The organism is Bradyrhizobium sp. 170, from assembly GCF_023101085.1.
Taxonomy (GTDB): domain Bacteria; phylum Pseudomonadota; class Alphaproteobacteria; order Rhizobiales; family Xanthobacteraceae; genus Bradyrhizobium.
Genome location: NZ_CP064703.1, coordinates 4,771,920 through 4,786,388, shown reverse-complemented (window position 1 = coordinate 4,786,388; position 14,469 = coordinate 4,771,920). Strand labels below are relative to the sequence as shown.

Below are 14,469 nucleotides of genomic sequence, written 5' to 3'. Positions count from 1 at the left end.
GCGGAGCTGCTTGCCGATATAGGTAATATTGTACAGAAATGCCTGACCGGGTCTATCTCGACTGGAATGCGACGACGCCGCTTCGCCCCGAGGCCAGGCAGGCGATGGCGGCTGCCTGGGACATCGCCGGCAATCCGTCATCGGTTCATGCCGAAGGTCGGCAGGCGCGTCGGCTGGTCGAGGATGCGCGCGCCGCCATCTCCGCGGCCATCGGCGCCCGGCCGCAGGATGTGGCGTTTACGTCTGGTGGTACGGAGGCGAATGCGCTGGCGCTGACGCCGGGGCTGCGTCGGAGCGCGGGCGAACCGGTTCGTCGGCTATTGGTCTCGGCTATCGAACATACGTCAGTGCTGTCAGGGGGGCGTTTCTCGCCGGACGCGATCGGGGCCATCCACGTTACCGGGTCCGGCCTGATCGACATCGACCATCTACGGAGGCTTCTTGCCGGTGGGCAGCGGGCGCTTGTCTCGGTCATGCTGGCCAATAACGAGACTGGCGCGCTTCAACCGGTCGGCGAAGTCGCTGACATCGTACATGAAGCAGGCGGGCTGCTGCATGTCGATGCAATCCAGGCATTGGGAAAAATACCTTTTGATATCAAATTGATGAAGGCCGATCTGGTTACGCTTTCTGCGCACAAGGTCGGTGGCCCAAAAGGGGTGGGGGCGCTGGTCCTGTCGGAGGAGGTGCAGGGGCTGGAGCCATTGCTGCGCGGCGGCGGACAGGAGCTGGGGCGAAGGGCCGGCACCGAGAACGTCGCAGGCATTGCGGCCTTTGGTGCTGCGGTCCGGGCCGCCATGGCAGCCCTGCAAGGTAACGCGGCTCGGCTTCGGGACCTTCAGGGCCGGCTCGAGGCGGGCCTGAAACTAACCCCGGGAATGATCCTGTTTTCAGCGGACACGCCACGCCTGCCCAATACCACCCTGTTCACGGTTCCCGGGCTTAAGGCCGAAACGGCCGTGATTGGCTTCGATCTCGGCGGTATTGCGGTATCTTCGGGTTCCGCCTGCTCGTCCGGCAAGGTCCAGCCGTCGCACGTTCTGGCCGCCATGGGGGTCGGCGGGGAACTGGCGCAGGGAGCGGTGCGGCTCAGTCTGGGCTGGTCTACCTCTGAGGCAGACATTGATTTGGCCCTTCAGGCTTGGCGAAAGCTCGCCGATGCCTTACTTAGAGGGCGACGAAACACAGCTTGAAACGTTCTAAGCGGGTTTCGTTGGAATGCTTCGAATTCGACTTTTGTGATTGTTCCACCGCGGTCCTTGAAACCGCGAGCGGAGGATGGAATGCCAGCCGTACAAGAGACGGTCGAGCGCGTCAGGCGTATCGACGTCGACCAGTATCGATATGGGTTTGAGACGCTTATCGAGTCCGACAAGGCCCCCAAGGGGTTGTCGGAAGACACGGTCCGCTTCATTTCCGCAAAGAAGAACGAACCGGCCTGGATGCTGGAATGGCGTCTGGAGGCCTATCGCCGCTGGCTGACCATGACCGAGCCGACCTGGGCCCGCGTCAATTATCCCAGGATCGACTACCAGGATCTCTATTACTACTCCGCGCCGAAGCCGAAGAAGCAGATCGGCTCGCTCGACGAGATCGATCCGGAGATCCTCAAGACCTACGAGAAGCTCGGCATTCCCCTGCGTGAAGTTGAGGTGCTCGAAGGCGTCGTGAAGCCGGAAGGCGAGCGCAGGATCGCGGTCGACGCCGTGTTCGACTCGGTTTCCGTCGCCACCACCTTCCAGAAGGAATTGAAGGCGGCCGGCGTGATCTTCATGCCGATCTCGGAGGCGATCCGCGAACATCCCGAGCTTGTGAAGAAGTATCTCGGTTCGGTCGTGCCTACCTCGGACAATTACTTCGCAACGCTGAACTCCGCGGTGTTCTCCGACGGCTCGTTCGTCTACGTGCCGCCGGGCGTGCGCTGCCCGATGGAGCTGTCGACCTACTTCCGCATCAACGAGCGCAACACCGGCCAGTTCGAGCGCACGCTGATCATCGCCGACAAGGGCGCTTACGTCAGCTATCTTGAAGGCTGCACCGCACCGCAGCGCGACGAGAATCAGCTGCATGCCGCAGTCGTCGAACTCGTCACGCTCGACGACGCCGAGATCAAATATTCGACGGTGCAGAACTGGTATCCCGGCAACTCCGAGGGCGTCGGCGGCATTTATAATTTCGTCACCAAGCGGGGCGACTGCCGCGGCAACAATTCAAAGATCTCCTGGACCCAGGTCGAGACCGGTTCGGCGATCACCTGGAAATATCCGAGTTGCATCCTGCGCGGCGACAATTCACGCGGCGAGTTCTACTCGATCGCGATCTCGAACGGCTACCAGCAGGTCGATTCCGGCACCAAGATGATTCACCTCGGCAAGAATACGACCAGCCGGATCATCTCCAAGGGCATCGCGGCGGGCGTCTCGCAGAACACCTATCGCGGTCTCGTCACCGCGCATCGGAAAGCCACCGGCGCGCGCAACTTCACCGCCTGCGACTCGCTCCTGATCGGCGACAAATGCGGCGCGCACACCGTACCCTATGTCGAGGCGAAGAATTCGTCCGCGACCTTCGAGCACGAAGCGACCACGTCGAAGATTTCCGAGGACGTGCTGTTTTATTGCATCCAGCGCGGGCTGTCGCAGGAGGAGGCCGTCGGCCTCGTCGTCAATGGCTTTGTGAAGGACGTGCTGCAGCAGCTGCCGATGGAGTTCGCGGTTGAGGCGCAGAAGCTGATCTCGATCTCGCTGGAGGGCAGCGTCGGGTAAGCCAATGATCAGCAACATCCTCGCGTTCGTCCGGTTAGCGCCACTTGCGATCTTTTTGTTTGTTGCGATCGCTGGAGCATTTGCGGCTCTGATCGGCGGCCTAGCGGGATGGGCTGATGTAACCGAATTCGGCAAATTGGCTGCCGGTGGTGGAGCACTAGGCTTCTTTGCCTGGTTCTTTCTTCCGGTTTTCATTCGGGCGATTTAGGCCCACAGGGAAACAACATGACTGCGTTGCTTGAAGTGAAAGATCTAAAGGTTCGTGTCGAGGATAACGAAATTCTCCACGGGCTGACGCTCACCGTAAATCCGGGCGAGGTGCACGCGATCATGGGGCCGAACGGCTCCGGCAAATCCACGCTGTCGCACGTCATCGCAGGCAAGCCGGGCTATGAAGTCACTGACGGCCAGATCCTGTTCAAGGGCGAAGACCTTCTTGAGATGGCGCCGGACGAGCGCGCCGCCAAGGGTGTGTTCCTGGCGTTCCAGTATCCGGTCGAGATTCCGGGCGTTGCGACCATGACATTCCTGCGCACCGCGCTGAATGCCCAGCGCAAGGCGCGCGGCGAGAGTGAATACTCGACGCCGGACTTTCTGAAAAAGGTCCGCGAGGTCGCGAAGTCCCTGAACATTCCGCAGGACATGCTTCGCCGCGGCGTCAATGTCGGGTTTTCCGGCGGCGAGAAGAAGCGCAATGAGATCTTGCAGATGGCGCTGTTCGAGCCTGCCGTCTGCATCCTCGACGAAATGGATTCCGGCCTCGATATCGACGCGCTTCGTGTGGCGGCCGACGGTGTCAACGCGCTGCGTTCGCCGGATCGCGCGATGGTCGTGATCACGCACTATCAGCGGCTGCTCAACTACATCGTGCCTGACTTCGTGCACGTGATGTCGAAGGGCCGGGTCGTGAAAAGCGGCGGCAAGGATCTGGCGCTGGAGCTCGAGGCTTCCGGCTACGCGCAGTTCGAAGACGCAGCCTGACAGGTATCGTGATGAATTTGGCTTTGGCAAAGAACGAGACGGGACGTGCGGTAAGCGACAGCTTCGCCATCGCGCGCGACCGGCTGCCGGGCACAGGCAGGGTCGCCGAGGCGCGAAGCGCTGCCTTCGAAGCCTATGACCGTGTGGGCCTGCCGCACCGGCGGATCGAGGACTGGAAATACACCGATCTTCGCGCGCTGATGCGCGAAGTGCTGCCGCTGGCGCCCGCACCGGACGCCGCTGCGCTGAAGCGGGCTGCAACGGCCGTGAAGCTGCAGGCGATCAAGGGTGCGCGGCGGTTGGTGCTGGTGGACGGCGTGTTCGCGCCAAAACTTTCCGAACTGGACGGGCTCGAGAAGGGATTGACCATCCGCACCCTGCGCGGGGTGCTTGAGGATGGCGACGCTACGCTGCAGGCGCAGCTGTTCACGCCCGATATTGCCAATCCGATGGTCGCGCTCAACAGCGCGATGATGACCGATGGCGTGGTGATTGAGATCGCCAATGGCGTCGTGCTGACGCAGCCGCTGCATGTCATTCATATCGCCAGCGGCTCTGCGCCCACAGCGATGTTCACGCGCTCGATGCTGCGTCTCGGCAAGGACGCCGGCACGACGCTGGTCGAGAGCTACATCGCCGCCGATGGCGCGACGACCTATCAGGCCCATGACTCGCTGATCGTCACGATCGGCGACAATTCACGGCTCGACCACGTCCGCCTGATCGAGGACGCTCGCGAGGCCTTCAATATTTCCTCCGCCGTGTTCACGCTGGGTGCGCATGCGCATTTCAACACCTTTGGCATGGTGTCGGGCGGTGCGGCCAGCCGCTATCAGGCGACTATTACGTTTGCCGGCGAGGGCTCCCGGGTCGAGACCAACGGCGTCAATCTGCTCAACGGCCGCCAGCATGCCGACACGACGCTGTTCATGGACCACGCGGTGCCGCATTGCGCCAGCCGCGAGGTGTTCCGTGCCGTCGCCGACGACCGCGCCCATTCGGTGTTCCAGGGTCGTATCGTCGTGCGCCCCCACGCGCAGAAGACCGACGCCAAGATGATGACGCGGGCGCTGTTGCTGTCCGACGAGGCCGAGGCCGATAACAAGCCGGAACTCGAAATCTTCGCCGACGACGTCACCTGCGGCCATGGCGCCACCACGGGCGCGCTCGACGAGAGCCTGCTGTTCTACCTGCGTGCCCGCGGCCTTTCCGAGAAGGAAGCCCAGGCGCTGCTGATCCAGGCTTTCGTGGGCGAGGCGATTGAATCGATCGTCAACGATGATCTGCGCGAACTCGCGATTGCAGCGGCCCAGCGTTGGCTGGAGGCAAGGGGATGACCAAGGGGATGACAATGCATCCGGCGGTTTCCAACGGTGCATATGATGTCGCCCGCGTGCGGGAGGATTTCCCCGCGCTGGCGATGAAAGTCTATGGCAAACCGCTGGTCTATCTCGACAACGCGGCCTCGGCGCAAAAGCCGAATGCGGTGCTCGACCGCATGACGGAAGCCTACAAGAGCGAATACGCCAACGTGCACCGCGGCTTGCACTACCTCGCCAATGCTGCGACCGAGGCTTACGAGGGCGCCCGCGCCAAGGTGGCGAAATTCATCAATGCAGCGCGTAGTGAAGAAATCATCTTCACCCGCAATGTCACCGAGGCCATCAACCTCGTGGCGTCGTCCTGGGGCGAGCCCAACATCAAACCGGGCGACGAGATCGTGCTCTCGATCATGGAGCACCACTCCAACATCGTGCCCTGGCACTTCCTGCGCGAGCGCCATGGCGCCGTGATCAAATGGGCGCCGGTCGACGACGACGGCAATTTCCTGATCGAGGAATTTGAGAAGCTGCTGACGCCGCGCACCAAGCTCGTCGCCATCACCCAGATGTCGAACGCGCTCGGCACTTTCGTTCCGATCAAGGAAGTCGTGAAGCTCGCCCATGACCGCGGCATTCCGGTGCTGGTTGACGGCGCGCAAGGCGCGGTGCATCTGCCGATCGACGTGCAGGACCTCGATTGCGATTTCTATGCCTTCACCGGCCACAAGATCTATGGTCCGACCGGGATTGGCGCGCTCTATGCCAAGCATGAGCACCTGGTGGCGATGCGCCCCTATAACGGCGGCGGCGAGATGATCCGCGAGGTGGCAAGGGATTGGGTCACCTATGGCGACCCGCCGCACAAGTTCGAGGCCGGGACGCCGCCGATCGTCGAGGCGATCGGGCTGGGCGCTGCGATCGACTACGTCAATTCGATCGGCAAGGAGCGCATCGCCGCCCACGAGCACGATCTCTTGAACTACGCCCAGGATCGCCTGCGCGAAATCAATTCGCTGCGCCTGATCGGCACCGCGCGCGGCAAGGGACCGGTGATCTCCTTCGAGATGAAGGGGGCGCACGCCCACGACGTCGCGACCGTGATCGACCGGCAGGGAATTGCGGTGCGCGCCGGCACCCATTGCGTGATGCCGCTTTTAGAGCGGTTCAATGTCACTGCCACCTGCCGCGCGTCGTTTGGAATGTATAATACCCGGGAAGAAGTCGACCATCTGGCACAGGCGCTGATCAAGGCGCGGGAATTGTTCTCATGAGTGACACAGCCGAAGTCAAATCAGCCAATATGGAAACCGTCTCGGCGCTGCCGCCCGAGGAGACCGAGCGGCTGGGGACCGAGATCGTCGCCGCGCTGAAGACGGTATTCGATCCCGAAATTCCGGCCGATATCTATGAGCTCGGGCTGATCTACAAGGTCGACCTCAAGGACGACCGCGGCGTCGATGTGATGATGACGCTGACCACGCCGAACTGTCCGGCGGCCGGCGAACTGCCGACCATGGTGGAGAACGCCATCGCCAGCGTTCCCGGCGTCGGCGTCGTCAATGTCAATCTGGTGTGGGACCCGGCCTGGACGCCGGATCGCATGTCCGACGAGGCCCGTCTCGTCCTCAATATGTGGTGAAGGGATCCGTTGCCGAAATTATCCGGTGTCATCGAGACCGCGCTTTACGTTGATGACCTCGACCGCGCCCGCGCATTTTACGAGAGGGTGCTCGGGCTTGTGCCGCTGACGGCCGACTCGCGATTTCTTGCCTATGATGTTGGCGGCCGCAGCGTGTTGCTGCTCTTTCTCCGCGGTTCGACGCCCGAGCCGATCCATCTACCCGGCGGAACCATTCCGCCGCATGACGGCAGTGGCCCTATTCACATGGCCTTTGCCATTGCGGCGACTGAGCTGCCAGCATGGGAAAAGTCGCTAGGTGAGCACGATGTCGCGATCGAAGGCAGGACGGATTGGCCGCGCGGCGGAAAGAGCATCTACTTCCGTGATCCGGACGATCACCTGCTGGAGCTGGCGACACCGGGAATTTGGGCGATTTACTAGGAAACTTGCGGTTCGTTTCGACGGGTTCTGATCGAGTTTATGACGAGAGACCTTCACAGCGGGAATTTCGTTGTTATTTTAATGGCAAGATAGTTCGTCGCCATGATGCGACGCGGGAGATCGACTGCAATGGATACCACCGTCCAGTCTTCCAAGCCGAAGCCGCGGCCGCGCCCGCAGGTCATGAAACTGACCGAGGCAGCCGCGCAGCGGATTACGGAACTGACCAAGCGCGCCGATTCCGAAATCGTCGGGCTTCGCGTCGGGATCAAGAACGGCGGCTGCGCCGGCCAGTCCTACACGGTGGAATATGCCCATGAGGTCCGCCCGACCGACGAAGTGGTCGAGGACCGCGGCGTGAAGATCCTGGTCGATCCCAAGGCGGTCTTGTTCCTGCTCGGCACCGAGATGGACTACAAGGCCGACAAGATGCAGGCCCAGTTCATCTTCAACAATCCGAACCAGGTCTCCGCCTGCGGCTGCGGCGAGTCGGTGCAGCTGACGGCGGCGAAGGTCTAACGACCGCATCGCCGGGGCGGTGAGCGATGGACCGCGATTTCCTGATCGACCTGTTTGCCGATTTCGGCCCGGTCACCATCCGCAAGATGTTCTCTGGATTCGGCATCTCCGCCGACGGCACCAACTTCGCGCTCGCGCTGCGCGCGGGGCTTTATTTCCGCGCCGATGAACAAACGATCCCGCAATTCGAAGCCGAGGGATCGACACCATTCCAGTACCAGACGCGGACCAAGACGGTCACCGTGAACTCGTACTGGCAATTGCCGGCACGGCTATTCGACGATTCCGAGGAACTGGCCGATTGGGCGAGGGCGGCGCTGGCCGCGGCACAGCGCGCGGCATTGCGCAAGCGGCCGAAGGTGCGCAAATCGGCGAAGGCGGTGGCGAAGCGGCCAGCACCGAAGCGGAAGCCGGCGAAGCGGAAAGCCAAAGCCTAGGCGACCTGGCTGCGGGTCTCGGCGGCGTATTCGGGATCGACTTCGCAGATCACGCGGTTGCGGCCGTTACGCTTGGCGGCGTAGAGGCAGGCGTCGGCGCGCTCGATCAGTGAATCCGTATCGTCGTCCGATTTCAGCATGGAGACGCCGACGGAGATGGTGACGCGGCCGAGAATTTCGCCGGTGGATTTCTTCTTCAATTCTTTCGCCATCACGGCGCGGCGAATGTGGTCGGCGACCGTCAGGGCCTGACGCAGCGCCGTGTTGGGCAGCACCACCGCAAATTCCTCGCCGCCATAGCGGGCGGTGATGTCCTGGCCCTTGATGGTCTGCTTCAGCGACATCGCAACCAGCCGCAGCACCTGATCGCCGGTGAGGTGGCCGTAGGAATCGTTGAACGATTTGAAATGGTCGATGTCGAACATCATCAGCGACAGCGGCTCCCCGCTCGCCAGCGCCGCCCGAACCGCCAAGTCGATCGAGCGGTCGAAATATTTGCGGTTGCCCAATCCGGTCAGCGGATCGGTCAGGCTCTCGGCGCGGATCGCCTCGAGGCTGTGCTGGAGATTGCTGATCTCGGTCTTTGACAGCGACAGCCGGCTCTCCAGCGCCTTGTTGGTCTCCTGCATCTCGCGGGTGGACTTCACCAGCCCATCGACGACCGCCTTGATCTGATCGCGGTTCTTGGCATTCCGGAGTTTCTCGCTGGCGCCGCTCAGCCTGGCGTCATAGCTCTGCGACATGTCGAGCGCGTCCGTGATCAGGTTCATCACGTCGTCGATTTCGCCGATCACGCGCGCGCCGACCTTGTCGATGCGGTCGGAGGTCTTGATGTGGGAGAGATAGGTTTCGTAGATCTGTTCGAGATCGGACTCGCTCAGCCTGCCGTTGCGCGCCAGCGTCTCGTTGATGATCTTGTTGAGGGGGGCATTGTATCCGGTCGCGTACACGTACCAGATTTCGTAATTGCGCGGGACGGCGGTCTGGCGGAGGGATTTGATCTGGCCCAACGCTACTTCGGCAAACGCCAAAGTGCGTTCGTGTTCGTCCAGCAGCTTGACCACTGATCCGTCCCCAATATCGAGCAGCGCCGCTCGTTGCCGTGCCGCAATGATTAAATTATCGGCGGCAGGTTAATGGAGGAGAATGAACGGCCGGTAAATGGTTCCGGCCGTTGGGTCGTGCCGAGTTCGCTCAGACGCGGGCGCGCACCGGCCGCAACAGGAACGCCGGAAGATGCGAGTGATCGGCGGGCTCCGATTCAGCGTCGCGCTGGGCACGCCGCGGTTCCGGACGACCGATCGAGGGCACGCGCGAAGGCTGTGCAGGGGCGGGCGGCACGAAGGCTGCGGACGCTGCCTGCGGCTGCGGGCCGGCACTGCGGCCGGCGCCCTTGGCATGCCGCGGTTCGCGTTCGCCCTTGTCGCTGCGCTGGTCAGGATCCCTGGCGGCGCGCGGTTCGCGTTCGCTGCCATCGCTACCTTTGGCAGCACGCGGCTCGCGTTCACGTCGCGGCTTGCGGCCGCCGCGTGAACCTTCCCGAGATCCCTCGCGTGAACGGCGGGGCTGGTCGGCCTCGTCGGAGGCAACCGACTGCACGGCATAATCGCCTTCGGCGGGGGGAATGTTTTGCCCGATCAGCCGTTCGATCGCGGCGATCGATTTGTTGTCGAGCGAGGTAACGATCGAGATCGCGGTGCCGGCGCGACCGGCGCGTCCGGTACGGCCGACGCGATGTACATAGTCGTCGGCATGATGCGGCACGTCGAAATTGAAGACGTGGCTGACGGCGGGAATGTCGAGGCCGCGGGCGGCAACATCGGAGGCGACCAGCAACGGGATCTCGCCCTTGCGGAATTGATCGAGCGCCGCGGTGCGGGCCGACTGGTCCATATCACCGTGCAGGGCGCCGACGCTGAAGCCGTGCTTCTGCAGCGATTTGTAAACGACGGCGACTTCGCGCTTGCGGTTGCAGAAGATGATCGCGTTCTGAAGATCCTTGGCGTCGCGCAGCAGGCGGCGCAGCATCTCGCGCTTCTCGTGTACCTCGCGTCCGCAGCTAACCTGGAACTGCGACACGCCCACCGCAGTCGTGGCGGGCTTGGAGACCTCGATGCGCGCGGGATTGTGCAGGAAGGCTTCGGTGATGCGGCTGATTTCCGGCGGCATCGTCGCGGTGAAGAACAGGGTTTGCCGCGTGAACGGCACCAGCTTGCAGACGCGTTCGATGTCGGGGATGAAGCCCATATCCAGCATGCGATCGGCTTCGTCGATGACCAGCAGTTCGACGCCGGTGAGCAGCAGACCGCCGCGTTCGGTGTGGTCGAGCAGGCGTCCGGGGGTTGCGATCAGGACGTCGACGCCGCGGGTCAGTTTACTGTCCTGGTCGCCGAACGAGACGCCGCCGATCAGGAGCGCGACGTTGAGTTTCTGGCCGATGCCGTATTTGTCGAAATTCTCTTTTACTTGTGCCGCGAGTTCGCGGGTCGGTTCGAGGATCAGGGTGCGGGGCATTCGTGCCCGGGCGCGGCCCTTTTCCAGCAGGGTGAGCATGGGCAGGACGAAGGCAGCGGTCTTGCCGGTGCCGGTCTGGGCGATGCCGAGGACGTCTCGGCGGGCCAGAACGTGGGGAATCGCCTGTTCCTGGATGGGGGTAGGGGTGGTGTAACCGGTAGCCGCAACCGCGGCGAGGACCTTATCAGAAAGGCCAAGATGGGAAAAAGACATTGAGCCTCTAGTCGACACCGCCGTTCGGAATCGAGGGTAAAAAGGCTGTCGCGTTTTGCCCCGAAACGGCGCGCTTTGAAAAGCTGGGGGCTCTGACTTACGCAGACGAGCGGCTAACCTAGGGAATCGCGTTTCGATCCAAGGCCGCGTTGAGCGCGAACATAGGGTCGAAATGGCCAAAGTCAATCTGGGAACGGGCCAAAAGGCCGAAAAGCCTTAATGTTTTCGAACAAATAAGCGGTGAACCCGTCATTTATCGGTCAAATGAGTCGGTTGCTCCGTGGTCGGATGGAAGGGGCTGACGGTCCCTGAGCGAGCGCCTCGCGCCCTGAACTCGCCCGGGGTCATCCCCTCGGTTGCATGAAAGACCCGATAGAACGTCGCCAGACTCTCGAAGCCGCAGGCGCGCGCGACCTCGGCGACCGCCCGCTCCGGTGCCTCACGGAGCAACCGGCCGCTCAGGCGGATGCGCTGCACGGTCACGGTCTGGGAAAAGCTCCTGCCTGTGCCCTCGAACAGCATGTGCATGTGGCGGACCGAAACCCCAAGCAGGTCAGCTACCATCGCGGGTGAGAGGCTCGCTTGCGACAAGTGGCGCGTGATCAATCGGCGCGCCAGCGACAGCCGGGCCAAGCGCAAGGCCCGTTGTCCGCGTCGGCTTCCCGCCGCGATCATGCCGCGCTCGATCAGCGCTAGCTCCTCCAGCGCCTTAACCAGCGGCGCGGATCTTGCCGTGTCACCATCCTCCATTGCCTCCTTGAAGTCGGCGAAGCTGGCTTCCACCAGGGATGCCAATCCGCGATCGCCTGATGTCTTCCCGATGATGTCATGGCCGACCAGACCGGGCGCCGGCATCTTTTGGATCCGCAGGTCAAAGCCGTCAGCGGCAGGAGGCGAGCCGCCGGCCGCCGGTCCCGGATCACAATTGAGCGCGTGCTTACCATGCATGGCGGATGACACCTTTGCCTGCGCAAGAGCGGGTGACGTTGGCGACCTCGCTTTTCCCAGATGCGGCTCAGCCTGTCCTGAAACGGAGAGCAGAAGTTCTGAAGTTTTTCTGAAATTAGGCGTATTCGGCCGCCACAAGAGGAGTTTCCAGGCTTTTCCGGCGGATGTTGACCCATGGTAAGGAGATCGTGGTCCGGCGCGCCTGACCGATACGGTGCGATGACGGCAGCCGAAGGATTGAACCGCTGCAGTGGGCATGCCGACTACGTCATGAAACGGCCGCAGGAGCCGGGATTCGTAGTGCCGGGGGAACTTTGATGAGGCCTTGGATTTCCAGATTTTTGGCGGCAGTCGGAATGGTTGCTGCCTTCGCGGTATGTGCCGCGCCCGCGCTCGCCGAAAAGCGCGTCGCGCTTGTCGTCGGCAACAACGACTACCGGAACGTGCCCAAGCTGCAGAAGGCGGTCAACGACGCCCGCACCATGGGCGATACGCTGAAGCAGCTCGGCTTCACGGTGATGGTGGCGGAGAACCAGAACCGGCAGGCGTTCAGCCAGACGCTGCTGGCGTTCGACAAGGCGGTCGACGCCGGCGACACCGCGTTCTTCTTTTTTGCCGGCCATGGCTTTGAAATCGCCGGCCAGAATTTCCTGCTGCCGACCGACGTGCCGGCGGCAACCGAAGGCCAGGAAGAGCTAGTGCGCGACGCCTCGGTCCTCGCCGACCGCATCATCGAGCGGATGCAGAACCGCAAGGTGCGCACCGCCATCCTGGTGTTCGATGCGTGCCGCAACAATCCGTTCGAGCGCGCCGGCACGCGTGCGGTTGCCGGCCGCGGCGGCCTTGCGCCAATGACGCAATTGCCGGAAGGCGTGTTCTCGATCTTCTCGGCGGGGCCGCGGCAGACGGCGCTGGACCGGCTCTCCAATGACGACGCCAATCCCAATTCGGTGTTCACGCGCACCTTCGCCAAGGAGCTGACGCAGCCCGGCGCGAACCTCGTCCAGGTCGCGCAGCGGACGCGGCGGGCGGTCAGCGAACTGGCGGAGACCGTCCGTCACAAGCAGATCCCGGTTTATTTCGACCAGATGGTCGACGACGTGTTCCTGAACGGTCTAGCGAGCAAGGCGCAGCCGGAAGCGGCGGCGAAGCCTGTCGAGTCGCTGCAGCAGCTGGCGGCGTTGCCACCGGTGCAGCAACTCAAGCCGCAGAGCGATTCCGTCAACGCGCCGATCGCGATGTTCTCGCGCCACAATGGCGGCTGGACCGTGGTGTTCTCGATCGCCGACCCGACGCTCGGCATTTCCTGGCGGCTGGGGGACAGCGGCAATTTCCGCGAAACCGGCTTCATGGATACGCTCGACCCGCGGACCCGCAAGCGGATGCCCAACCCGTCGGTCGAACTGCCGGCCGATGCGCCGGCGGCCGTGATCCAGGTGCGCTATGTCGACACCAATGGCGAGTTGCAGGGTCCGTTCCCGATCCGCTTCGACCCCGAGGCCGCCCTGATCCGCGACCAGCGCAAGATCCTCGACATGACCGCCACGAGCTGGCTGTCGTTCCGCGAATTCAACGGTCTCTTGGTCTACTACACGCATCTGATGTCGTATCGCTGCGCGATCCGCGAAGTGCGCGTCGGCATCGACTCTACGGTGCCCGACAAGGTGCTGAAGATGCCGCCGTGCGATCCCCGGGACCCCAGCGTCATTCCGCACGAAGCGACGCCGTACCTGAAGCTCGCCCCGCAGACCAAGTCGGTCTCGGTGGAGCTGACGTATCGCGACGGCAGCGTGTCCGAGATCAAGAGTTTCCGGCGGTAGCAGGAGCAGCGGCGCCGCACACCACGCTGTCACACTCCGCGAAGGCGGGGTATCCAGTACGCTGCAGCCTATCGATTCCATCACTGATGTCTCTGGAATACTGGATCGTCCGCCTTCGCGGACGATGACAGTTTGCGTCGTCATTGCGAGCGAAGCGAAGCAATCCATTCTTCCTTTTTGCGGCACCATGGATTGCTTCGCTGCGCTCGCAATGACGGCTGGATATAGTTTCGCGTTCTCGCGGCAGGATATGCCCGAGGTTTGCATGAACCTTTTCCCTCAAACGAGAGGGAGCAGGGAATGCCGGGTGCTTGCTGCACCCGCGGTCTCGTGTGCAAGATGGAGATAGAGGCGCACACGAGCATACAGGTACAGCCGGAGCACTCCGGCATTCCCTGCGCAATGGTTTGACGGCTTATGCCGCGCTCTCCCTGGAGACGAATTCGTCTTGCCTCCATCACTGCCGGCTTGATGGCTCAATCGATCCGGTTGGATCGACTTCGCCACCAGCAGCTTGGCACCAGCCACGGGTGTCGGGACCACACGGTTTTGCCGTACGCGTATAGCGCCGTTCGTTGTGCGCGCCGTGAACCGCTCATGAGGTTCAACTCACCCTGCGATTCCCATTTGCGCGCCGGCGCTCTCGCGTCCACCGCATCCCGTCCCGCGTTCGTGACGACGCGCGATCCGCCCCTCTTGTCGAGACGGGACAGCGCGGAAAAAGCCACTGATTTGGGGGTGAGGGAAAGCGGAATATTTTTGAGCGGGAGACTGGATGACCCAAATCAGCCTGAAATTGTTCAACAAATCGCCGTGTACGCGCAACGATACTAACGGCCTTTCAAGGGCGGGGACTGCCGGAAGACGAAGGCATGCGGCCAGATAGTA

The 14,469-nt window shown here is 62.6% G+C and carries 14 protein-coding genes; 11 read left to right on the top strand and 3 right to left on the bottom strand.

Annotation, left to right across the window (positions count from 1 at the left end; all coding sequences use genetic code 11):
* The first annotated feature begins 38 nt into the window (after positions 1 to 38).
* The 10 genes from IVB05_RS22270 (at position 39) to IVB05_RS22225 (ending at position 8,086) form a co-directional block, all read left to right on the top strand.
* Complete coding sequence (locus IVB05_RS22270; RefSeq protein ID WP_247778044.1) at positions 39 to 1,193, top strand: cysteine desulfurase family protein; 1,155 nt, start codon at positions 39 to 41, stop codon at positions 1,191 to 1,193.
* A gap of 90 nt (positions 1,194 to 1,283) precedes the next feature.
* Entirely contained in the window at positions 1,284 to 2,765 is a 1,482-nt protein-coding gene (sufB, locus tag IVB05_RS22265; RefSeq protein WP_247778042.1) for a Fe-S cluster assembly protein SufB, read from the top strand.
* Positions 2,766 to 2,769: 4 nt separating this feature from the next.
* Positions 2,770 to 2,973, top strand: a complete 204-nt coding sequence (locus tag IVB05_RS22260) for a hypothetical protein (RefSeq protein WP_247778040.1) — start codon at positions 2,770 to 2,772, stop codon at positions 2,971 to 2,973.
* A 17-nt stretch (positions 2,974 to 2,990) separates the two neighbouring features.
* Positions 2,991 to 3,746, top strand: a complete 756-nt coding sequence (gene sufC, locus IVB05_RS22255) for a Fe-S cluster assembly ATPase SufC (protein ID WP_247778038.1) — start codon at positions 2,991 to 2,993, stop codon at positions 3,744 to 3,746.
* Between the two features lie 11 nt (positions 3,747 to 3,757).
* Positions 3,758 to 5,083 (top strand): Fe-S cluster assembly protein SufD, encoded by a 1,326-nt coding sequence (gene sufD, locus IVB05_RS22250; RefSeq protein ID WP_247778036.1) that lies wholly within the window; start codon positions 3,758 to 3,760, stop codon positions 5,081 to 5,083.
* Between the two features lie 8 nt (positions 5,084 to 5,091).
* A complete protein-coding gene (locus IVB05_RS22245) occupies positions 5,092 to 6,339 on the top strand; it encodes a cysteine desulfurase (protein WP_247786842.1) in 1,248 nt (415 codons plus the stop codon).
* A complete protein-coding gene (locus IVB05_RS22240) occupies positions 6,336 to 6,707 on the top strand; it encodes an SUF system Fe-S cluster assembly protein (RefSeq protein ID WP_247778034.1) in 372 nt (123 codons plus the stop codon). Before IVB05_RS22245 ends, IVB05_RS22240 begins: the two co-directional genes overlap by 4 nt.
* Before the next feature lie 9 nt (positions 6,708 to 6,716).
* Positions 6,717 to 7,130 carry a VOC family protein gene (locus IVB05_RS22235; RefSeq protein ID WP_247778032.1) on the top strand — a complete coding sequence of 138 codons (414 nt, stop codon included), beginning with the start codon at positions 6,717 to 6,719 and terminating at the stop codon, positions 7,128 to 7,130.
* Positions 7,131 to 7,259: 129 nt separating this feature from the next.
* Positions 7,260 to 7,649, top strand: a complete 390-nt coding sequence (locus IVB05_RS22230; RefSeq protein WP_108521123.1) for an iron-sulfur cluster assembly accessory protein — start codon at positions 7,260 to 7,262, stop codon at positions 7,647 to 7,649.
* A 26-nt stretch (positions 7,650 to 7,675) separates the two neighbouring features.
* A complete protein-coding gene (locus IVB05_RS22225; RefSeq protein ID WP_247778030.1) occupies positions 7,676 to 8,086 on the top strand; it encodes a TfoX/Sxy family protein in 411 nt (136 codons plus the stop codon).
* Here IVB05_RS22225 and IVB05_RS22220 read toward each other — a convergent pair.
* The 3 genes from IVB05_RS22220 to IVB05_RS22210 all read right to left on the bottom strand — a co-directional run bounded on the left by IVB05_RS22220 (position 8,083) and on the right by IVB05_RS22210 (position 11,668).
* Positions 8,083 to 9,150: a GGDEF domain-containing protein gene (locus tag IVB05_RS22220; protein WP_247778028.1), complete on the bottom strand. Its 1,068-nt coding sequence runs from the start codon at positions 9,148 to 9,150 to the stop codon at positions 8,083 to 8,085. The genes IVB05_RS22225 and IVB05_RS22220 overlap by 4 nt on opposite strands.
* Positions 9,151 to 9,280: 130 nt before the next feature.
* Positions 9,281 to 10,813 (bottom strand): DEAD/DEAH box helicase, encoded by a 1,533-nt coding sequence (locus tag IVB05_RS22215; protein WP_247778026.1) that lies wholly within the window; start codon positions 10,811 to 10,813, stop codon positions 9,281 to 9,283.
* A gap of 249 nt (positions 10,814 to 11,062) precedes the next feature.
* A complete protein-coding gene (locus IVB05_RS22210; protein ID WP_247778024.1) occupies positions 11,063 to 11,668 on the bottom strand; it encodes an AraC family transcriptional regulator in 606 nt (201 codons plus the stop codon).
* A gap of 449 nt (positions 11,669 to 12,117) precedes the next feature.
* Between IVB05_RS22210 and IVB05_RS22205 the strand changes: the two genes are divergently transcribed.
* Complete coding sequence (locus IVB05_RS22205; protein ID WP_247778022.1) at positions 12,118 to 13,581, top strand: caspase family protein; 1,464 nt, start codon at positions 12,118 to 12,120, stop codon at positions 13,579 to 13,581.
* Positions 13,582 to 14,469 lie beyond the last annotated feature (888 nt).

Bases quoted from the DNA above. Each gene is read 5' to 3' on its own strand.
- sufC (WP_247778038.1), top strand. From the start codon at position 2,991: ATGACTGCGTTGCTTGAAGTGAAAGATCTAAAGGTTCGTGTCGAGGAT.
- IVB05_RS22270 (WP_247778044.1), top strand. From the start codon at position 39: ATGCCTGACCGGGTCTATCTCGACTGGAATGCGACGACGCCGCTTCGC.
- IVB05_RS22215 (WP_247778026.1), bottom strand. From the start codon at position 10,813: ATGTCTTTTTCCCATCTTGGCCTTTCTGATAAGGTCCTCGCCGCGGTT.
- IVB05_RS22205 (WP_247778022.1), top strand. From the start codon at position 12,118: ATGGTTGCTGCCTTCGCGGTATGTGCCGCGCCCGCGCTCGCCGAAAAG.
- IVB05_RS22210 (WP_247778024.1), bottom strand. From the start codon at position 11,668: ATGCCGGCGCCCGGTCTGGTCGGCCATGACATCATCGGGAAGACATCA.
- sufB (WP_247778042.1), top strand. From the start codon at position 1,284: ATGCCAGCCGTACAAGAGACGGTCGAGCGCGTCAGGCGTATCGACGTC.
- IVB05_RS22260 (WP_247778040.1), top strand. From the start codon at position 2,770: ATGATCAGCAACATCCTCGCGTTCGTCCGGTTAGCGCCACTTGCGATC.
- IVB05_RS22225 (WP_247778030.1), top strand. From the start codon at position 7,676: ATGGACCGCGATTTCCTGATCGACCTGTTTGCCGATTTCGGCCCGGTC.
- IVB05_RS22245 (WP_247786842.1), top strand. From the start codon at position 5,092: ATGACAATGCATCCGGCGGTTTCCAACGGTGCATATGATGTCGCCCGC.
- sufD (WP_247778036.1), top strand. From the start codon at position 3,758: ATGAATTTGGCTTTGGCAAAGAACGAGACGGGACGTGCGGTAAGCGAC.
- IVB05_RS22230 (WP_108521123.1), top strand. From the start codon at position 7,260: ATGGATACCACCGTCCAGTCTTCCAAGCCGAAGCCGCGGCCGCGCCCG.
- IVB05_RS22240 (WP_247778034.1), top strand. From the start codon at position 6,336: ATGAGTGACACAGCCGAAGTCAAATCAGCCAATATGGAAACCGTCTCG.